The sequence below is a fragment of the Bacillus sp. N13C7 genome (assembly GCF_026790065.1).
Taxonomy (GTDB): Bacteria; Bacillota; Bacilli; order Bacillales; family Bacillaceae; genus Bacillus.
This window is the reverse complement of sequence record NZ_JALAMO010000007.1, coordinates 50,181-70,557: the sequence shown is the minus strand read 5'-3', so window position 1 is coordinate 70,557 and position 20,377 is coordinate 50,181. Positions and strand designations below refer to the sequence as shown.

20 protein-coding genes and 1 pseudogene are annotated in these 20,377 nt (G+C 45.3%); 11 read left to right on the top strand and 10 right to left on the bottom strand.

The genetic code is table 11. The features are described from left to right. Window positions 1-7: 7 nt before the first annotated feature. From albB to MOB98_RS08495, 6 genes are read left to right on the top strand one after another with little or no spacing between them, the layout of a single operon-like run. Window positions 8-169, top strand: a complete 162-nt coding sequence (gene albB / locus MOB98_RS08520) for an antilisterial bacteriocin subtilosin biosynthesis protein AlbB (RefSeq protein WP_003222006.1) — start codon at window positions 8-10, stop codon at window positions 167-169. After that, a complete protein-coding gene (locus tag MOB98_RS08515; protein WP_268359961.1) occupies window positions 166-885 on the top strand; it encodes an ATP-binding cassette domain-containing protein in 720 nt (239 codons plus the stop codon). The genes albB and MOB98_RS08515 overlap by 4 nt, the downstream gene beginning before the upstream one ends. After that, the gene (gene albD / locus MOB98_RS08510) at window positions 878-2,188 is read left to right on the top strand and encodes an antilisterial bacteriocin subtilosin biosynthesis protein AlbD (RefSeq protein WP_268359960.1); all 1,311 of its coding nucleotides are present in this window, start codon (window positions 878-880) and stop codon (window positions 2,186-2,188) included. Before MOB98_RS08515 ends, albD begins: the two co-directional genes overlap by 8 nt. Continuing rightward, window positions 2,178-3,338 (top strand): M16 family metallopeptidase, encoded by a 1,161-nt coding sequence (locus MOB98_RS08505; RefSeq protein ID WP_268360006.1) that lies wholly within the window; start codon window positions 2,178-2,180, stop codon window positions 3,336-3,338. Before albD ends, MOB98_RS08505 begins: the two co-directional genes overlap by 11 nt. Before the next feature lie 4 nt (window positions 3,339-3,342). Next, window positions 3,343-4,623, top strand: a complete 1,281-nt coding sequence (locus MOB98_RS08500; protein ID WP_268359959.1) for a M16 family metallopeptidase — start codon at window positions 3,343-3,345, stop codon at window positions 4,621-4,623. Then, window positions 4,620-5,321 (top strand): bacteriocin biosynthesis protein AlbG, encoded by a 702-nt coding sequence (locus MOB98_RS08495; protein ID WP_268359958.1) that lies wholly within the window; start codon window positions 4,620-4,622, stop codon window positions 5,319-5,321. The genes MOB98_RS08500 and MOB98_RS08495 overlap by 4 nt, the downstream gene beginning before the upstream one ends. Window positions 5,322-5,326: 5 nt before the next feature. On the opposite strand, the gene MOB98_RS08490 is transcribed toward MOB98_RS08495, so the two are convergent. Genes MOB98_RS08490 through MOB98_RS08480 form a run of 3 tightly spaced genes read right to left on the bottom strand, consistent with a single transcriptional unit; the run spans window position 5,327 to window position 9,494 of the window. Beyond that, window positions 5,327-6,691: a YncE family protein gene (locus MOB98_RS08490; protein WP_268359957.1), complete on the bottom strand. Its 1,365-nt coding sequence runs from the start codon at window positions 6,689-6,691 to the stop codon at window positions 5,327-5,329. Between the two features lie 40 nt (window positions 6,692-6,731). After that, a complete protein-coding gene (locus tag MOB98_RS08485) occupies window positions 6,732-8,105 on the bottom strand; it encodes a YncE family protein (RefSeq protein WP_268359956.1) in 1,374 nt (457 codons plus the stop codon). 33 nt (window positions 8,106-8,138) lie between these two features. Beyond that, window positions 8,139-9,494 carry a YncE family protein gene (locus MOB98_RS08480; RefSeq protein WP_268359955.1) on the bottom strand — a complete coding sequence of 452 codons (1,356 nt, stop codon included), beginning with the start codon at window positions 9,492-9,494 and terminating at the stop codon, window positions 8,139-8,141. A 230-nt stretch (window positions 9,495-9,724) separates the two neighbouring features. Between MOB98_RS08480 and rapF the strand changes: the two genes are divergently transcribed. The 3 genes and pseudogenes from rapF to MOB98_RS08465 all read left to right on the top strand — a co-directional run bounded on the left by rapF (window position 9,725) and on the right by MOB98_RS08465 (window position 11,486). Further along, complete coding sequence (rapF, locus tag MOB98_RS08475; protein ID WP_268367185.1) at window positions 9,725-10,870, top strand: response regulator aspartate phosphatase RapF; 1,146 nt, start codon at window positions 9,725-9,727, stop codon at window positions 10,868-10,870. After that, complete coding sequence (locus MOB98_RS08470; RefSeq protein WP_024713860.1) at window positions 10,854-10,973, top strand: PhrC/PhrF family phosphatase-inhibitory pheromone; 120 nt, start codon at window positions 10,854-10,856, stop codon at window positions 10,971-10,973. Before rapF ends, MOB98_RS08470 begins: the two co-directional genes overlap by 17 nt. A gap of 97 nt (window positions 10,974-11,070) precedes the next feature. Continuing rightward, a pseudogene (locus MOB98_RS08465) lies at window positions 11,071-11,486 on the top strand (YbaK/EbsC family protein). 85 nt (window positions 11,487-11,571) lie between these two features. Here the strand turns inward: MOB98_RS08465 and speB are convergent. Both speB and speE read right to left on the bottom strand, forming a co-directional pair. Next, a complete protein-coding gene (gene speB, locus MOB98_RS08460; protein WP_268358949.1) occupies window positions 11,572-12,444 on the bottom strand; it encodes an agmatinase in 873 nt (290 codons plus the stop codon). A 60-nt stretch (window positions 12,445-12,504) separates the two neighbouring features. Continuing rightward, a complete protein-coding gene (gene speE / locus MOB98_RS08455; protein WP_003227543.1) occupies window positions 12,505-13,335 on the bottom strand; it encodes a spermidine synthase in 831 nt (276 codons plus the stop codon). Window positions 13,336-13,536: 201 nt separating this feature from the next. On the opposite strand from speE, the gene MOB98_RS08450 reads away from it, so the two are divergent. Then, on the top strand, window positions 13,537-15,612 hold the full coding sequence (locus MOB98_RS08450; protein ID WP_268358947.1) for a transglycosylase domain-containing protein: 2,076 nt from the start codon (window positions 13,537-13,539) through the stop codon (window positions 15,610-15,612). A gap of 27 nt (window positions 15,613-15,639) precedes the next feature. Here MOB98_RS08450 and MOB98_RS08445 read toward each other — a convergent pair whose 3' ends face one another. From MOB98_RS08445 to MOB98_RS08435, 3 genes are all read right to left on the bottom strand, one after another. Further along, window positions 15,640-16,077 carry a hypothetical protein gene (locus tag MOB98_RS08445; protein ID WP_268425313.1) on the bottom strand — a complete coding sequence of 146 codons (438 nt, stop codon included), beginning with the start codon at window positions 16,075-16,077 and terminating at the stop codon, window positions 15,640-15,642. A gap of 136 nt (window positions 16,078-16,213) precedes the next feature. Continuing rightward, complete coding sequence (locus tag MOB98_RS08440; RefSeq protein WP_268358944.1) at window positions 16,214-16,732, bottom strand: YwhD family protein; 519 nt, start codon at window positions 16,730-16,732, stop codon at window positions 16,214-16,216. A 13-nt stretch (window positions 16,733-16,745) separates the two neighbouring features. Next, window positions 16,746-17,405, bottom strand: coding sequence for a site-2 protease family protein (locus MOB98_RS08435; protein ID WP_003243167.1), 660 nt, complete (start codon window positions 17,403-17,405; stop codon window positions 16,746-16,748). 108 nt (window positions 17,406-17,513) lie between these two features. Here MOB98_RS08435 and MOB98_RS08430 point away from each other — a divergent pair, with 108 nt between their 5' ends. Continuing rightward, on the top strand, window positions 17,514-17,702 hold the full coding sequence (locus MOB98_RS08430) for a 2-hydroxymuconate tautomerase (RefSeq protein ID WP_003222038.1): 189 nt from the start codon (window positions 17,514-17,516) through the stop codon (window positions 17,700-17,702). Window positions 17,703-17,741: 39 nt separating this feature from the next. On the opposite strand, the gene MOB98_RS08425 is transcribed toward MOB98_RS08430, so the two are convergent. Beyond that, entirely contained in the window at window positions 17,742-18,161 is a 420-nt protein-coding gene (locus tag MOB98_RS08425; protein WP_268358942.1) for a MarR family transcriptional regulator, read from the bottom strand. A 119-nt stretch (window positions 18,162-18,280) separates the two neighbouring features. Next, window positions 18,281-20,197, bottom strand: coding sequence for a threonine--tRNA ligase (gene thrS, locus MOB98_RS08420; RefSeq protein WP_268358941.1), 1,917 nt, complete (start codon window positions 20,195-20,197; stop codon window positions 18,281-18,283). Window positions 20,198-20,377: the final 180 nt, after the last annotated feature.

Genomic DNA, 20,377 nt, shown 5'->3' with positions numbered 1-20,377 from the left:
AAACGATTTGTCACCTGCACAAAGAAGAATTTTACTGTATATCCTTTCATTTATCTTTGTCATCGGCGCAGTCGTCTATTTTGTCAAAAGCGATTATTTATTTACGCTGATCTTCATTGCCATTGCCATTCTTTTCGGGATGCGCGCGCGGAAGGCTGACTCGCGATGAGCATTTTGGATATACGTGATGTGTCCGTGTGGTATGAACGGGACAACGTCATCTTGGAACACGTGGATTTACATTTAGAAAAAGGCGCCGTTTACGGATTGCTTGGGGTAAACGGCGCCGGAAAAACGACATTGATCAATACACTGACAGGGGTGAACCGCAATTTTAGCGGGCGCTTTTCGCTGTGCGGCATTGAAGCAGAGCCCGGCATGCCGCAAAAAACATCAGATCAGCTGAAGATTCACCGCTACTTCGCCGCTGATTATCCGCTGCTGTTTACTGAAATTACGGCGAAGGACTATGTGTCTTTCGTCCATTCGCTTTATCAAAAGGATTTTTCAGAACAGCAGTTTACCAGTTTGGCTGAGGCCTTTCATTTTTCCAAATACACCAACAGGAGAATTTCGGAGCTGTCCTTGGGAAACAGGCAAAAGGTTGTGTTGATGACAGGCTTATTGCTGCGGGCTCCCCTGTTTATTTTGGATGAGCCGCTCGTCGGTTTGGATGTGGAATCGATAGAAGTGTTTTATGAGAAAATGCGCGAGTACTGTAAAGCTGGCGGAACCATTTTGTTTTCTTCCCATCTGCTCGATGTGGTACAGAGATTTTGTGATTATGCAGCCATTCTTCACAACAAACAGATCCAAAAGGTCATCCAGATTGAAGAGGAAACTGATCTGCGGCGGGAATTTTTTGAGGTGATCGGCCATGAATAACCTATTCCCCATCATGTCTCTGCTGTTCAAACAGCTGTACAGCCCGCAAGGGAAAAAGGACGCCATCCGCATTGCCGCAGGCCTTGTGATACTGGCCGTATTTGAAATCGGGCTGATCCGCCAGGCCGGCATTGACGAATCGGTGTTGGGAAAAACATATATCATACTCGCACTTCTCTTGATGAACGCATATATGGTGTTTCTATCCGTGACATCTCAATGGAAGGAATCTTATATGAAGCTGAGCTGCCTGCTGCCGATTTCTTCACGGAGCTTTTGGCTCGCCCAGAGTGTCGTTCTGTTTGTCGACACCTGTTTGAGAAGAACATTATTCTTTTTTATTTTACCGCTGTTCTTATTTGGAAACGGAACGCTGTCTGGGGCACAAACATTATTTTGGCTCGGCAGATTTTCGTTTTTTACCGTTTACTCGATTATATTTGGAGTTGTGCTAAGCAATTATTTCGCCAAAAAGAAAAGCTGGATGTTCCTGCTGCATGCGGCCGTATTCGCCTGTGTATGCCTCAGCGCTGCTTTTATGCCGGCCGTCACGATCCCGCTTTGCGCGGCTCATATACTGTGGGCGGTGATCATTGACTTTCCTGTCTTTCTGCAGGCGCCTCCGCAGCAAAGCAAGATGCATTCTTTTTTGCGGAGATCAGAATTTTCGTTTTACAAAAGAGAATGGAACCGATTTATTTCCTCTAAAGCGATGCTGTTAAATTACGTCGTAATGGCGGCATTCAGCGGCTTCTTTTCGTTCCAGATGATGAACACCGGCATCTTTAATCAGCAAGTGATTTATATTGTGATTTCCGCCCTTTTGCTGATTTGCTCGCCGATCGCCCTTTTATACTCGATTGAAAAAAACGATCGGATGCTGCTCATCACGCTTCCGATTAAATGGAGAACGTTGTTTTGGGCGAAATATCGCTTTTATTCAGGCCTATTAGCTGGCGGGTTTCTCCTTGTCGCTATGGTTGCGGGCTTCATCAGCGGCCACCCCATTTCAGCTCTCACTTTTGTGCAGTGTATGGAATTGCTGCTGGCGGGAGCGTTTATCCGGTTAACCGCAGATGAAAAAAGGCCGTCCTTCAGCTGGCAGACGGAGCAGCAGCTCTGGAGCGGATTCTCAAAATACCGGTCTTATCTATTTTGTCTTCCTCTTTTCTTAGCCACATTAGCCGGCACCGCTGTCTCCTTGGCGGTCATTCCGATTGCCGGGCTGATCATAGTCTATTACCTGCAAAAACAGGATGGTGGTTTCTTTGATACAAGCAAAAGAGAACGGCTTGGAAGTTAACCTGCTGAAGACTCATCAATTTTCAACAATCTCAATCGCCGCGAGCTTTCTGAAGCCGATCGAAAGCGCGGCGGAACCTGAAGAAGAAACGATTTATTTTTACGGCGCCGCAGCACACCTGAAGCAGCAAATCATTGACGCTTTTGGTTATGCCGCCGGCAGCCGTTTTATGTATTCAGCGAATCTCTTTTTTGACCAGCAGCTGAAAACCTGCGGAACCCGCTTGATTCACCCGTTATATAACAAGAATCTTCATGTTGACGCCCTGATGAAAACATTTGCAGACATGTCCTTCCCTTCCTCTCTTTCAGCCGAAGCGGTTGAAAAGGCAAGGAATGAGCTGCTTCTGAAAATCGAAAAGAAATTCGCTGATCCCTTCTCCTATTCGGCAGCCCGCTTAGCGGAGGAGGCCTTCGGAAACCCGATGTACGGCACAGCCATGTTTGGCCGAAAAGACAGGATACAGGCGATCCGCCCTTCACGCTTTCTCGACGCAACCGACTTCATCATTGATTTATTGTCCCAGCAAAAACAGCTGAACATATTAGGACATGTACAAGCATGCGATGTTCCGGGACATGCTCCGCACACGTCCGCTGTGACAGCCGGAAGAATACCCGTAAACCGGCATGTTTTTGAAACAGAGACACGCAGCCCAGCAGGCCCTTCCGTCATGACACTCGGATTTGACTGCGGAGAGATGAAAGATGCCAGCGATTATATCAAAATACAGCTGATAGACGGATTGCTCGGAAAATACGGACATTCCGCTTTATTCAAGCATTTCCGCGAGAAGGATCTGGCCGTCTATCATGCCATCACCCGTTACGACATCATGAACAATTTGCTGCTTGTTTCAATATGTACAGATCAGCTTCATGAGAAAGAGATACCCCCGCGCATTTTGGAAGCTGTCGCGCATTTTCACGTAGATGAGCCGGAGCTGGAACAGGCAAAACAATTTCTGCGCAATGAAATGCTGCTGCAATTTGATTCTCCCGAAGGGCTTTTGGCCTATATGGGAACCCTGCGCCGCTTCTCCTGCACAAAAGAGGACCTGCTGGATGGCATCTCGGCGGTTACGTGCCGTGATGTACTGCGATTCATAGCGTCTATCGATTATATCGGAGCTCATGTAGTAAGGGGATGAAGAGATGGAAAAGAAAGCTTTTTTTCAACAGCTGGATGAACGAACCGATATCAGATACACAGAAAGCGGGCTGAAAATATTCAGATTGAAATTTCCCCGCGCAAATCTGCGGCTGTGCAATGTAAAAACCGATTTCGGAAGCCGGGATGTCTGTTTACAGACAGAATCAGGCGACACGCTGCTTCCGTATGGCACAGCACATTTTTTAGAGCATCTTCTCTTCTGGCATAATGGGCGCAATCTGTACAGTGATTTCTTTGCGCATGGTGCGCTTTTAAATGCGTTTACCACCTACACCGACACCAATTTCATGTTTACTTCATTGCCAGATCGGCTCAGACAGACGATCCCCATCCTGCTTGATGCTTTATGGAACCACTCATTTGATAAAAAGGTTGTCACTCAGGAAAAAGCTGTGATTACAAGTGAAATTGAAACCGCACACCTCAATCAACAGCTCTCTTACCATTATCAGCTGATCAGCATGCTTTCTCCCGCCTCACCTGCTGCTGTCTTTCCCGCAGGCAGAAAAAAAGATATTGAGGCGTTCACCATTCAAACCTTGCAGGAAGCCTACAAGTCTGCCTATCAGCCTCAGCGGATGACGCTGTTTTTGATTGGGGGCTCAGAAGATTCGGAAACCCTTTTGCCTTCTGATCTACGGCTCGAAAAGCGGCCAGATGAGAAAGCAGAGCAAAAAACCATATCCGCATGCCCTCCTTTCCTCTCGCAAAAAGAGGTGCTGGGTGATGAAGAGAAGCCTCAAGACACATGGACCGGACTGCAAATCGGCGCACTCCCCGGACAAAATGATCTGTTAACGTTAAAGCTTTATTGGGATATCGCGTCTCGCATTCTATTTCAAGCAGGTTCGCCGTTTTTCCAAGAGATTCAGCAAACATACCGTCTGGAAATTGATCGCTTGTCGGCTGAAGCGCACCTTTATGAGGATGGCGGTTTTTTGATCCTTCACTGTCAAGGGAACCATTCTCCGGCTTATATCGACGTCGCCTCCTACTATGTCACACAGCAGAAAGAACAAATTGCGGCCTGGCTCCAATATGGCAAGGATGCTTTGACGGACGCCATTATTTATGACAGCGATTATGTGCGCAAATGCTTTGAATGGGCGGCCGAGTGTGACAGGTGCGGCTGCTCGTTTCTCGACATGTACCGCATCATTCAAGATATGAATACCAAGGATTTCTTGTCTCTCATTGATGCATTGGCATCTTCTAAAAAAGCGGTCATTCACGTTCCACAGAAAGAGGCGATCGGACAATGAGAAAAAGCACTGTCTTTACCGTGTTATTGCTGCTCATGGGAATGGCGGCTTATTCCTTCGGCTGGTTTCAGGCCGCTGCCGAAGCCGCTGCCCAATATGTACAGATGATCAACAATGATGCTGTGCGGCTTGGACTGCTGGCTTGTATCGCTTCCGTCCTGATGCTGCCCGCTTTTCTTTATCTTCACTTTGTCACCCAAGCCGTGAAAAACATGACAGCAGCTTTTCAGAAACTCACACAGTCTCATCAAAGCTGCTGTGACTTCCAGCATCACAGATTGTGCAGCCGCTACGCCGACGATGTCAAATCGCTGCGTGACAGCTATAAAAACGTCCGGCAAGCATACGTAGTGGCTGCTGTCTTATGCCAAGTCATCATATTCGGCTGCATGTTCGAAATCGTCAAAGCCGTCCCTTTCCGTTTTCACACGCCTCCTGCCATTTCAACAGGGCTTGCGGTGCTTCTAATTTTATATTTATTGTTTTATATGCGAACGTACTTGATGCAGCTTTTCCAGCATGGCAGCCTGTTCAGGAAAGTGCTTGTGGTCATGCTGACAGGAGCGGGGATATGGTGGATGCTCAGTTTCTCTATAAGTGAACTGCTGTTTCTGATTATCCTGGCTGCCATCCAGCAAATCGGATCATTGATTTATAAACGATTCTCTTATCGCAGCACCGCTTCTCTTGATCTATAAAATAGCTACATCGCAATCGCAGACGGACCCGCGCCAACCGGAATCACCGTCACGGCTGTATAATCACTCGTGCGGTACACGGTCACGGTATTGTCGCCGGGCTGTGCCGCGTAAATATACTGATTGTCTGGTGTAACTGTTAGATCAAAGGCATTAGGAAATGACACGTTTGCAATGATGCTTTGGGTAGCTGTATCAACGACATGTAAATTGTCAATGAGAAACGGTTCACTATAAGTCTCTAAAAAGTAGGCTCTAGTGCTATCCGCAGAAAATACAATCGTCCTCAGGGTGTCAAATAGGCGGTCAAAGTCGTCTCCCCTGCTTAATGGTGACAAACTGATTTCCGTTACATTTTTCGGCCACAGTTCATTATTCATCACGTAAGCAAAATTACCAGCGTAAGGAGTTTGAATTAAGCTTGGATATTCAAATGTATTCATGATACTTGCTGCCAACTGGCCTGTATTCACATCATATTGATCGACCGACCATCTACTTGTATTGGCGATATAGACAAACTGTCCATTTGGATCTAGCGCAAAGTCTGAGGCACCGGGTACTGGGAAGACATTAATCACCGATTGGAAGGCCATGTTAATTATATAAATAGAGCCAGCGGCCATCACATACGCGAACTCATTTGTTGAATCAAATTCAATCTTTCTTGGCCCTCCTCCAACAGTAATGGTATTTATAATCGTTAGTGTTTTGTTATCAATTATTGAGACAAGGTCGGTATTCCCATGGAGGACATACGTGTATGCTTTATCAAAAGTAACGCCTAAATGAGTCGGCACAGCAGCAAATGGGATCGTTTTTACAACAGTGTTTAATTCTGCATCAATAACCGAAACTGTGCTGTCTCCAGTATTGGCAGTAAACACGTAAGAACGTTTCTCCTGCTCCGGCACTAGAATGAATGTTCCCGTTACGGTCAGTGGATTTCCGTAAAAAGGCGGTACAATCACTATATTTTCTACTGTAACTTGGCTCAGATCCGGACAGTCCTCAGCCTGTCCGGAATAATAAACAATTTGATCAATTTCCACTGTCTCAACCTCAGAGATTGCGGCCTCTCCCTGTCCATTCTTATTCCGTACGGGTTCAACACTAACCAATAATTCAATCGTTCCTTGAAGGCGAATGCCATATACAACCCCCGCCTCGGTTAAACAAGGTTCACTGATACATGCAAGATTATCAGTATTCCATGTCACGTTTCCAACTGCCTCAGCCGGATCAACAGTAAAACCCAGCGGCACTTCAATAGGAACTTGAAATGGCGCTTCACGGCTGCTATCTTCCTCACAAAAACATAGACAACCTTCCTGATTTATCCCCGCTTTTCCTTTAACACCCTTCTTCATAGTCCTTCACTTCCTTAGAGGCATTTTTCAATTCAAATCTTTATATCCCTATGGCCATCGGCCCGCCTACGACAGTGATCACCGTTTCAACAGATAAATCGTCAGTCCGATAGACGGTTACTGTGTTTTGCTCCGGCTGCGTGGTATATATAAATGCCTGATCAGGTGTGAGCGCGAAATCATTGGTACCAAGAAGATCGGCATCGGCAATCTCTGTATAACTGGCTGTATCAAACACATAGAGCTGTCCTGGAACAAGCAAATATGCTCGTGTGCTGTCAGATGAAAAGATCATTTTCGGACTTCCAAGGAACAAGTCGCTAAGTAAAGCTTTTTCCGCAAACGTATTTAAATCAATCACACTAACGTAACTCAAGTTCAAATCGTTTGGTTCTCTTGTCGTCACATAAGCAAATTGATTGTTTGGCGCTATCGCCATGTTATTAGGAGAATACAATCCAGTCAGAACTCCTGCGCTCGAACCGGCTGCTAGATCAATTTTATGAATAGATCCGCTTGCATTATCCACTACATAGGCAAACTGTCCAGTTGTATCGATCGCAATACTTGCTGGCAGAACAGCAACATTGTCAATCACACGATCTACTGATTTTGTTTCGGTATTAATGACAAAAATAGAATCAGAAAAATTGGTTAATACATATGCAAATGCACCGGCAGGATCAAAAGCGATTTGAAACGGTCTGCCCTCAATCGGGATGAATGCTGATGCCCTTAATGTGGTATTATCAATTACAGTTACGAGATCATAGTTATGATGCAGAACATAGGTGTATCGTTTATCAGGTGTAACTCCAAGCTCATATGGTGTATAAGGAACAGAAATTGTTTTTACGACAGTGTGAGTATTCGTATCAATGACTGTTACCGTCTGGTTGCTTTGGTTAGCTGTAAACGCATAAGATCCAAGTTCCGGCTCAGGGACAAGAACCATTGTGCCCGTCACAGTTAAAGAGCTTCCATAAAACGGCGGAACGACGACGAGATTTTCTATGGTAATGTTGCTGAAATCAGGGCAATCGTTAGATTCATCCGAATAATAAACGACTTGATCAATTTCTTCCGTGTGAATGACTGATACAGACCCGTTCCCTTGTCCATATTGATTTCGTACAGGCGATACACTGACAAGAAGCGTGATGGTTCCTTGAAGGCGCATTCCATAGATCACCCCAATATCCTCAGTACCAGGTCCTATCTCTGTTAAGCAAGGCTCACTGACACAGGAAAGATGATCTGTACTCCATGTAACCGCAGCGACTGCTTCCGCAGGATCAACGACAAACCCCTCCGGAACTTCAATCGGCACTTGAAATGGCGCTTCACGGCTGACTTCTTCATCACAAAAACAGAAACAATTTTCCTGTAAAACAGAAAGATCATTCTTTTTCATGATTTCACATCCCTTTTAGAAATGAATAGTTGGTTAAATCGCAATATCACTCGGTGAAACGCCAAGCGATATGACAGTTTCCACAGAATAGTCATCCGTGTTGTAAACAATGATGCTTTGCTCTATAAAACGAGTTGCATACAGAAATTCACCATTCGGGGTAAACGCAAAATCTCTTGCCGATTGCGGAAGATTTCCTATTACGCCTGCACCACTTGGACTGACGGAATATAGATTGTGAGTGAAACCATCAAACAAATACAATCCTGAACCGCTCTTAAACATTTGATACTCACCCTCATACTCCAGCTCTTGGGTGCTACTGATCGTAAACGTATCTAAATCAATAATCGTCAAATAATTTAAGAAGAGATCTTGTTCTAATACATAGGCATACCGCTCCGGCGGCTTTGTTTCTATAGAATTGACAATAAGCTCTCGTTCAATTGTTCCTGTAACGTCACCGGTAGATAAATCCACTTTTTGCACTAAACCAAAATCAAGAACATAAGCGAACAACCCATTAGGATCAATTGCAATATCATACCCTTCAACAGGAATAGACCTTTCTACAGTTGAGGTTTGCATTCTGATCACATAAATGGCATTACCGGCGAGAACATAAGCGAAATCGTGCTCAGGCCCAAATTTAATTGTTTCAGGCGGCTCATCTAGCAGTATGGATGCAGTAACAGTCAATGTGTCATAATCGATGACAGAAATCATATTATTGTTAAAATGCAAGACAAACACAGAGCTTTTATCCGGGGCCATCTCAATACCTGTCGGCTCGTACGGAAGAGCAATCGTTGTCACAACAGTATGAGTGTTTGTATCAATCACAGAAACTGATTGATCATTTGGATTCGCTGTAAACGCATAAACAGGCTCCGGCTCAGGAACAAGCACAATTGTTCCCGTCACCGATAAAGGACTACCGTAAAACGGCGGGACGACAACAAGGTTCTCGATCGTGATGTCACTGATATTTGGGCAATCATTCGGTTCATCAGAATAATAGACGACTTGATCAATCTCTGCATTGTGAATGACAGAAACAGCCCCCTCCCCTTGTCCATATTGATTTCGCACAGGTGAGACACTGACAAGAAGCGTGACGGTTCCCTGCAGGCGGACTGCAAATTGAACACCGATTTCATCAGGCTCAGGCCCCGTCTCAATTAAGCAACGTTCACTGACACAAGAAAGGCTGTCCGCATTCCATGTGACGTTTGCAACAGCTTTAGCCGGATCAACGACAAACCCCTCAGGCAATTCAATCGGCGCTTGAAACATGGCTTCACGGCTTGCTTCTTCCTCACAAAAACATAAACATTCTTCTTGTGCAGCTCCTGCTTTTTCTTTAAAGGAAAGCTTGCTTATTCTCATCCCTTCACTTCCTTTTTCAGACATACACTGCTCACGCAGATACAACAGAATATGGAGGGAGGATGTGTTTGCTTGTACACATCACCGGGGACATAAGTGGTTTTTTGAATTTTTTTCCTCTAGCATGCGGTGTAACGAAAGAAAAGATTGCGGTTTTTTTGCGCTTCTCATAAGAATGATAATGATAAAATATGACATATATAGAATAATGAAGGGAGGGATTTACAAACGTGACAGGTGTCATATCTTCTTCTTCCGTTGGAGAAAAGATTAACGAATGGTATATGTACATACGCCGATTCAGCATACCCGATGCAGAATATTTGCGAAGAGAAATCAAGCAAGAGCTGGATCAAATGGAAGAAGATCAAGATCTTCATTTGTACTATTCACTGATGGAATTCCGGCACAACCTGATGCTTGAGTACCTTGAGCCGTTAGAAAAAATGCGGATCGAGGAACAGCCGAGACTGTCTGATCTGCTGCTTGAGATTGATAAAAAACAGGCTCGTTTAACTGGAGTCCTTGATTATTACTTTAATTTCTTCAGGGGCATGTATGAACTGGATCAGCGGGAATATCTGTCGGCTATTAAATTTTTCAAAAAGGCCGAAAGCAAGTTGATATTCGTTAAGGATCGGATAGAGAAAGCTGAGTTTTTCTTCAAAATGTCTGAATCTTATTACTATATGAAACAAACATATTTTTCAATGGACTATGCACGGCAAGCATATGAAATATACAAAGAACACGAAGCTTATAATATAAGATTGCTGCAGTGTCATTCTTTATTTGCCACCAATTTCTTAGATTTAAAACAATATGAGGATGCCATCTCACATTTTCAAAAAGCTTACTCTATGGCAGAAGCTGAAAATCAGCCCCAATTAATGGGAAGAACTTTGTACAATATCGGGCTTTGTAAAAACAGCCAAAGCCAGTATGAGGATGCCATAACTTATTTCAAAAGAGCAATATCTGTTTTTGAAGAATCAAACATTCTTCCTTCCTTGCCTCAAGCATATTTTTTAATTACACAGATTCATTATAAATTAGGAAAAATGGATAAAGCCCGTGAATATCATAGTAAGGGAATGGCTTATTCTCAAAAGGCCGAAGATGCAATATATTTATCAGAGTTTGAATTTTTGAAATCTTTATACTTATCAGGCCCGGATGAAGAAGCAATTCAAGGATTTTTTGATTTTCTCGAAAGTAAAATGTTGTACGCTGATCTTGAAGATTTCGCTATTGATGTGGCAAAATATTATCATGAACGTAAAAATTTTCAAAAAGCTTCTGCTTATTTTTTGAAGGTGGAACAAGTAAGGCAACTTATTCAAGGAGGAGTGAAATTGTATGAAATTGAAGTCTAAATTATTACTCTCTTGCCTGGCCCTAAGCACTGTTTTCATCGCAACGAATATTGCAAACGCACCTGCACACCAAATTGAAGTTGCACAACGAGGAATGATTTAACCGCCGTCCATCGGCGGTTTTTTTGTCCTCTCTTTGCCCAGTCTTCCAATCATGCTATGATTTTTCAATACATCATAACGGAAGATGGCAAGGTGTTATGTCTCTGGAAAGTGCAAAACCCCACTTTAAACAGCGGCATCGGGAACAGGATGTCATGGAATTCGAAACGTCAAGCGCGACAGTTGACTAGCGGCTGAGACGATCGGCGTGAGCCCGGCAAGGATCGCCAAAACACTGTCCTTCAGAGGAGAAGGAGATCAGGCGATTCTGATTGTGGCAGCCGGAGATGCCAAGATCGACAACAATAAGTTCAGGCAAACATTTGGCTTTAAAGCAAGAATGCTCTCTCCTGATGAAGTACTGGAGCAGACAGGCCATGAAATTGGAGGAGTTTGCCCGTTTGGATTGGCTCATAATCTGGAGAGTTATTTCGATGTATCGCTGAAACGGTTTAAGACTGTTTTCCCTGCTTGCGGCAGCAGAAACTCTGCTATTGAATTAACACCAGAATAGTTATCTGAATTTTCTTTCTTAAAAGCATGGATTAATGTGTGCAAAGACTGGGAATAAAAAAAATCCAGACATGGTCTGGATTTTTTTATTTCACAAACCCAAGCAGCATTTCACGGATGATTTTGCTGGCTGTGTTTGCCGTTTGTTCTGAGTGGTCATACACCGGTGCGACTTCCACTAAATCAGCGCCCTTCACGTTTACCTCTGAGCGAGCGATTTCATGGATAGATGCAAGCAGTTCTTTAGACGTGATGCCGCCGGCGTCAACCGTACCTGTACCCGGTGCGTGTGCAGGGTCTAATACGTCAATGTCAATTGTGACATAAACCGGACGGCCCGCCAGCTTCGGAAGCACCTCTTTCAGCGGTTCAAGCACTTCAAATTTTGAGATGTGCATGCCGTTTTCCTTCGCCCATTCAAACTCTTCTTTCATGCCGGAACGGATTCCGAATGAATACACATTGTGCGGTCCGATCAATTCTGCGGCTTTACGGATTGGCGTTGAGTGAGAAAGCGGTTCTCCCTCATAATCAACGCGAAGATCTGTATGTGCATCAAAATGGATAATCGCAAGGTCTGGGTATTTCTTGTGCATTGCTTTAATGACAGGCCATGACACGAGGTGCTCCCCGCCCATGCCCATTGGGAATTTCCCTTTTTCTAAAATGCTGTCCACATATTCCTCAATCATATCAAGGCTTCTCTGCGGATTTCCGAACGGCAGCGGAATGTCGCCGGCGTCAAAGAAGTTCAGATCTGCCAGATCACGGTCTAAATACGGACTGTATTCTTCAAGGCCGATTGACACCTCGCGGATTCTGCCTGGGCCAAAGCGTGAGCCCGGGCGATAGCTGACTGTCCAGTCCATCGGCATGCCGTAAAGGATGGCGTCCGCTCCCTCCCACTCGGGACGGCTCGCAATAAATACTTTTCCTGAATAAGCTTCATCAAATCTCATCTATAATACCCTCGCTTTCCTGTAAAAAAGCGCAAGATTCGCTCCTGCGCCATACCAACATTATTTAATCAGATCACTCACAAATTTCGGAAGAACAAACGCCGCTTTATGAATATCTTTTGTGTAATATTTTGTCTCAATATCGAAGAAACGGCTATCTTCCACTGCAAGCGGATCATATTTTTTCGAGCCGATTGTAAATGTCCACAAACCGCTTGGGTATGTCGGAATGTTCGCCGTATACAGCTTCGTGATCGGGAAGATTTCCTTCACGTCGCGCTGTACATTTGTGATTAATTCCGGCGTAAACCATGGGTTGTCCGTCTGAGCGACGAAAATGCCGTCTTCTTTCAGCGCCTTCGCGATTCCCGCGTAGAATCCTTTTGTAAACAGGTTTACAGCCGGCCCTACAGGTTCAGTTGAATCTACCATGATTACATCGTATTGATTTTCAGATTTTGCAATGTGCATAAATCCGTCATCTACCTGCACGTCAACACGCGGATCGTCGAGTTTGCCTGCGATTGAAGGAAGAAACTTTTTAGAGTATTCGATGACCTTGCCGTCAATATCAACAAGTGTCGCTTTTTTCACGCTCGGATGCTTCAGAATTTCTCTGATGACGCCGCCGTCACCGCCGCCGACTACAAGAACGTGCTCCGGATTTGGGTGCGTAAATAACGGCACATGCGCCACCATTTCGTGATAAACGAATTCGTCTTTTTCAGATGTCATCACCATGCCGTCCAAAAACAGCATGTTGCCGAACTCTTCTGTTTCCACCATTTCTAAATGCTGAAACTCCGTTTGTTCTGTATGTAACGTTTTGTTAACCTTCATCGTAATGCCAAAGTTTTTCGTCTGCTTCTCTGTGTACCAAAGTTCGCTCAATTGTCATCTCCCTTTCAAGGCTGTATTCATTTATTGTAAGCGTCTTATCAGCTTTTATTCTCGGTTGAAATCTCATTTTCACCTAAGGAAAAAGTATAGAGGATGGCAGGGAAAAAGTAAAGATGCGTCCTGTTCTGTGATGTTTAAAAATGATCTTTTTTTCTCATAATAGTAGAAACATAAAAAAAGGGGGAACCCGTTGTGGATGCAATGACAAATAAACGGCTGAGACTGACGCTGAAAACCGTTCGCGCCTTTATCTTTTTAGGGGCTTTTGCGGCGTTGGCGGCAGCTGCCGTGTTTATGACTGTCATTTTGATAGCCAAATACCAGGGCGCTCCCTCGGTGCAAGTGCCGCAATCCACAATTTTGTATGCGAGTGACGGCTCAAAGCTCGGGGAAACGAACTACGGCGAAAAGCGCTATTGGGTCCCCTTAAAGGACATGAATCCGACGATCGTAAAAGCGACAGTGGCGATTGAAGACCAGAATTTCTACGATCATCACGGCTTTGATTATAAACGCATGGCCGGCGCGGCGCTTGCTGACCTGAAAGCATTTGCCAAGGTTCAGGGTGCAAGCACCATCACCCAGCAATATGCCAGAAATTTATACCTTGAACACGACAAAACGTGGAAACGGAAATGGAATGAGGCGTTCTACACGATCCGTCTGGAACAGAACTATTCTAAGGACGAGATATTAGAAGGCTATTTAAATACGATTTACTACGGACACGGCGCCTACGGCATTGAAGCCGCTTCCCGCCTGTATTTCGGCAAGCATGCGAAAAACCTGACGGATGCGGAGTCGGCGCTTTTGGCAGGAATCCCGAAAGGCCCATCCGGCTATTCACCGTATGTTAATGAAACGAAGGCCAAGGAGCGCCAGAAAACGATTGTGCGGATGATGGAAAAGCAGCGGATGATCAGCCATAAGAAAGCGAATGAACTGATCAAGGAACCTCTTTCCTATCAGCCTTTGAATAAACAAGTTTCCAAGAGGAAAGCCCCTTATTTCTATGACAATGCGATGAGAGAGCTGGAGAAAAAGCTCGGCATGACGCGGGAGCAAATTGAAACGAGCGGGTTAAACGTCTATACAACGGTAGATAAACGGATGCAGCGCATCGCCGAGGAGACCATTACCGAAACCGTCAACGCCGGCTCTGACATTCAAGTCGGGTTTTCGGCCATTGATCCCCGCACAGGAAACGTTCTCGCCCTTGTCGGCGGCAGGGATTATCAAAAAAGCCCGTTTGACAGGACGACCCAGGCGAAACGCCAGCCTGCATCGACGATCAAGCCGTTACTGTACTATAAAGCGATTCAGAGCGGATTTACGCCAGTCACTTTGATGAAAAGCGAAGAAACTGAGTTTCAAATTGATGCAAAAGGAGATACCTATTCTCCCAGCAACTATAACGGATACTACGCCAACAAGCCGATTACGCTTCTGCAGGCGCTGGCGCTTTCCGACAACATTTACGCAGTGAAAACCCATCTCTTTCTCGGCATGAACAAGCTTGTGCAGGCGGCAAAGGAATTCGGCATTACTGCGCAGCTTCAAGCATTGCCGTCCCTGGCGCTCGGCACCGAACCCGTGCGTCCGATTGAAATGGTCAACGCTTACGCCATGCTTGCAAATGGCGGGAAGAAAATCGAACCGACGTTTATTTCGCGAGTTACGGACGCGGCGGGCCATGTCCTGTACGAAAACCCGAGTCAGCATAAACAGGTGCTTGATGAAAAAGCTGCTTTTGTCACGGCGAATATGATGACAGGCATGTTTGATACGGATTTAAACGGCTATACATCAGTAACCGGACGGACGATCGCCAACCGCCTGACAAGAACGTACGCGGGAAAATCAGGAACCACCAGTGCAGACAGCTGGATGATCGGCTTCAACCCGAAGCTGGCCGCAGGCGTTTGGACTGGGTATGACAAAAACAGCACCATCGACTCAGTCGAAGAAAAAAGCTATGCCAAAACCATTTGGGCGGACTTCATGGAGGATGCGCTCAAAGGTGAACCGGAAACTGCGTTCAAACCGCCAAAAGGCGTAACCGGCGTGTACATTGATCCAGAAACAGGCTACACATCCGGCCCCGGCTGCGCCGCCAAGCATTACACGTATTTTGTCAAAGGCACTGAGCCATCAAACGTCTGCTACGGGGCAGAACCCGCTAAACAAACAAAAGGCCGGCTTCCAGCCAAAGAAAAACCCGCTTCCGAGAAAAAATGGTGGGACAAATGGCTGGGGCGGACTCATTAAAAATAACCCGGCTGCTCGGAGGCCGGGTTATTCGTATGGTTGGTCAATGACCCATGGAAGAAGCGTAACACAATCAAGCTGAATAATTGGCTTTGGGAAACCTTTAGGAATGTAAATTTGGTGATGCGGCACTGAAAATGAAATATGCCATGAGAAATCAATCTTTTTCGGGTTCATTTCTAGTCTCCCCTCAACAATACTGCCTACAATAAAATAACTCGCTATATAAAAGTGCAAATGATCTTTTATCCCATGGTAATTTATATCTGTGCATTTGGACGGAATGAGACCTAAACCCTCTAATACTTGAGCTTTTTGAACCGGCAGTTCATTCACTGCCTCATAGTAGTTAAGACAGTTACCGCATTCACACATATCCTCTATATCTTTCTTATACTGCTTACTCGTTTCTTCTACATCGGCTTTTATCACCCAATCGCCGACTCGAATGGTTTCGTACATCATATCCCCCTAAAAATGAAAAACCCCGAGTCTTGTTTCGGCTCGGGATTTTCCATGTCCTCATTTCTGTATCACCAGTTTACTCAATGTTTACAACAAATAGTTCAAATTTTCTAAAAGTTCATAGAAAGTTCACAAATTAATTGTCTTCCGGAAGCAGGCCTGTTTTTAATTCATCTGAGGACCGGTCCCATAGGCCCTGATCGTGTTTTTTCAGAAACTCGCCTAGTACACGCTTCGAGCTGTCGTCCATTTTATCAATGATAATTTTCCGTTTCATGGATTTATCCATCAGATTCACATGCTCAGGCAGTGATTTGTAGCCTCTTCTGATGCTTCTGTCGACCGTCATTTCACAGGCTGTCACACCAGCGTAATAAGGCCCCTCTTCTTTTCTGTCAATCGTTACCCACACAAGCCAGTATGGTTTGCCGTTTGGAACTTCTTCTTTGTTCGGCAAAAATTTAATTCCTTTTTCAACGGTGCTGCGGGCATGCATGGCGCCGATGTCTACGAACGCTTCTTTTTCGTCTACATCAACGAATACGGGAGAAATGTTGTCAAGGCTGAGTGCCCCTACGCCAAAACCGCCGTGTCCGTCTGTCGGATCACTTTTGATAATATTAAACCCGATTGATTTTTTCTTTTTTTCTTCCATGAAGTTCTACCTCCTACAAAAGCGGTTGAAATATCGCTGAAAACAGCTTTAAAATCGAATCTCTTCCTGCATTGAGCATCGGCCACAGCACGTAAGATCCTAGCGGTGTCACAAACAGCACCAAAAATACGATAAAGCCGTAGCTCTCCGCCTGCGTCATTTTGGCACGCACGCCCGGCGGAACGAGATCTTCTATAATTCGATAGCCATCGAGCGGAGGAAGCGGCAGCAGATTAAATAAAAACAAGACAAGATTCAGCTGTATCCAAATAGAAAAAAACTGATCCAGCCCCGTGCTGAACGCCGCAAGCATTTCCATTCCGTACGCATGCATCAACACTAACAAAAAGAAACCAATAAACGCAAGAATCAGGTTACTGACGGGCCCGGCTATAGATACGAGCACACCGGCAAGCCGAGGCTTCTTAAAGAAGCGTCGATTCACGGGAATGGGGCGCGCCCACCCGAAGCCGGCCACCAAAATCAAAATGGTTCCGAACGGATCAAGGTGTTTAATGGGATTCAGCGTCAGTCTTCCTTGTTTTTTCGCCGTATCGTCACCGAATTTGTATGCGACATAAGCGTGGGCAAGCTCGTGCATCGTAAACGACACAATTAGCGTGATGACGAGGTATGGCATTAAAGATAACGGATAATATAAAAAACGGTCCAAGTGAGATATCCCTCTTTCTCAAAATGCAAGAATTTACTTTATTCAGTATACTATAAGAAGCCTCTTTTTCTAAAGAGAGGAAACGAGATAAAGGAGGATTCAGCACCCATGCCATACGTAACTGTCAAAATGCTCGAAGGCCGTACAGACGAGCAAAAACGCAATCTTGTCGAGAAAGTAACAGAAGCCGTAAAGGAAACAACCGGTGCTTCTGAAGAAAAAATTGTTGTCTTTATAGAAGAAATGAGAAAAGACCATTATGCCGTTGCAGGCAAACGCCTGAGCGATATGGAATAATCTCTATAAAGCCGGCGCTTCGCGCACCGGCTTTTATCCCTATTGGGTCAGCTTTGCAATAATCGCCAATAACGCCTTTTTCTCTTCGTCTGTCAAACGTTCAAACATGTCGTCAATCAGCCCCTGGCGGTTTTCGATCATTTGCTCAGCCGCTGCCCGGCCCGATGCAGAAAGCGTAATCCAAACTGTGCGGCGGTCATTGTTATTTCTGGATCTCTCAATAAACCCCTCCTGCTCTAAATGATTCAGAGCCGTGGTCGTGGCAGAGGGAGACAGAGTGACCTCCTTCAGAATATCCTTTATGGTACAGCTCCCATGTCTGTATATGATCCGCAGAATAAATCCTCTTACATTATTTACGTGTTTCGGAACGGTGGCTTCATCTAATTGCTTCGTGCTTTTCAAATATTTTGTAAGTGCGTGATCCAGCAAATTTGCTTCCAGTTTGTCATGGTCCATGTAGATTTCCCCATTTCGAGATGCATTCATAACATACGAACGATATGATTTACTTATTATTTTACTGATTCCGAATAGGGAAAGTCAAAAAAGCAAAATGAAAATTTGCTGCTTTTCTCCTACATGTCTCGATTTTTCACCTGTTTGACAAGTTTTTCTTTAAATGTCTGAAAAGGAACATGTTCATTCTGCTGATGGCCGAATTGGCGGACGTTTACCGCACCTTCCTCCTCTTCATGATCTCCAAGCACCAGCACGTACGGAATTTTCTGCACCTGTGACGCTCTGATCTTGTAGCCCAGCTTCTCATTGCGCTCATCAATGCCTGCTCTTATCCCCAGCTGTTTCAGCTCCGCCTGTACCTTTCTGCAATAGTCCAAATGAACGTGCGATACCGGTATGATCTGAACCTGAATCGGTGCGAGCCAAACTGGAAAAGCCCCGCCATAATGCTCAATCAAAATGCCGAAGAAACGGTCAATCGAGCCGAATACCGCTCTGTGTATGACAACAGGACGAACCTTTTCATTTTGTTCATTAATATATGTTAAATCAAATTTTTCCGGCATTTGAAAATCAAGCTGAATTGTCGCGCATTGGTGGCTCCGTTTGAGGGCATCTTTTATGTGAAAATCAATTTTCGGTCCGTAAAACGCCCCATCGCCTTCATTGATCTCATAAGACAGGCCAAGCTCCTCAAGGACGTGTGCCAAGGCACTCTCCGAGGCTTCCCAAAGGCTGTCATCGCCTAATGAGTCCTCCGGGCGTGTTGAAAGCTCAACTGAATACTCGAAGCCAAATGTGCGATATACCTTATCAATCAGCCGTATTGCTTCTTTGATCTCACTCTCAATCTGATCCTCCCGAACGAAAATATGGGCGTCATCCTGGCAAAACGTCCGGACGCGAAGCATTCCATTTAAGGCACCGCTGTATTCATGGCGATGCACCTGCCCGAATTCCGCCATGCGAATCGGCAGATCCCGATAAGAATACAGGCTGTTTTTAAAGATGAGCATGTGGCCGGGACAATTCATCGGCTTCATTGCGAAGCTTGTGTCATCGACTTCTGAAAAATACATATTGTCGCGATAATGATCCCAGTGGCCTGACTGCTCCCATAACCGCTGATTCATCATAAATGGCGTACGCACCTCATCATAGCCGGCATTGGTTTGCAGCTCACGCGAGAAACGTTCCAGCTCATTGCGGACAATCTGCCCTTTCGGCAAATAAAACGGCATCCCCGGCGCTTCCTCAGAAAACATAAACAGTTCCAACTGTTTACCCAGCTTGCGGTGGTCTCGTTTTGCCGCTTCTTCCAGCAAATGCAGATGTGCATCGAGATCTTTTTTCTTTTGAAACGCAACCCCGTATACCCGCTGCAGAACTTCATTTTCACTGTCTCCGCGCCAATAAGCGCCTGATACTCTTATTAGTTTGAACGCCTTGATCATCCCTGTAGAAGGGAGATGCGGCCCACGGCACAGGTCAACGAACTCTCCCTGCTGGTACAGTGTGATAACCTCTCCGCGCGGAATATCCTTTAACATCTCCAGTTTAAACGGCTCGCCTTTTTTGGCAAACAGCTCTTCAGCCTCTTGATAAGAAATCTCCATTCGTTTGAGTTCAAGGTTCTCATTTATAATGCTCTTCATTTCTTTTTCGATGGCCTCTAAATCTCCTGATGTCAAGCTTCGATCCAGCTTCATGTCATAGTAGAAGCCGTCTTCAATCACTGGACCTATGCCCAAGGACACGTCGCCGTATAGCCGTTTCACCGCTTGAGCCAGCACGTGTGCTGATGTGTGGCGGAGCACCTGCAGGCCTTCTAGCGAATCAAGTGTGACAATCGAAAGCTCAGCATCCTCCCCCAGCTTGAAGCTGAGATCCACAAGCTTGCCGTTGACCTGGCCCGCAGCCGCCTTCTTTTGCAGGCTGGAACTGATAGAACCAGCCGCTTCTTTGATAGTGATGCCTTTCGGAAAGTCCTTCATCTGACCGTCCGGAAGCTGAATGTGCACTTGTTTACTCATTTTTAAAACACTCCTTATCAATCGTTATATATAAAAAAACACACCCGTCCCGCTGAAAGGGACGAGTGTGTGATGACCCGTGGTTCCACCCAAGTTCCCGACAAACGATATATTGTCGGCTCGGTGCTGTAACGCAGCATAGACGGCATTGGATACTTCAGTTCCCCAATGCTGCTCCAA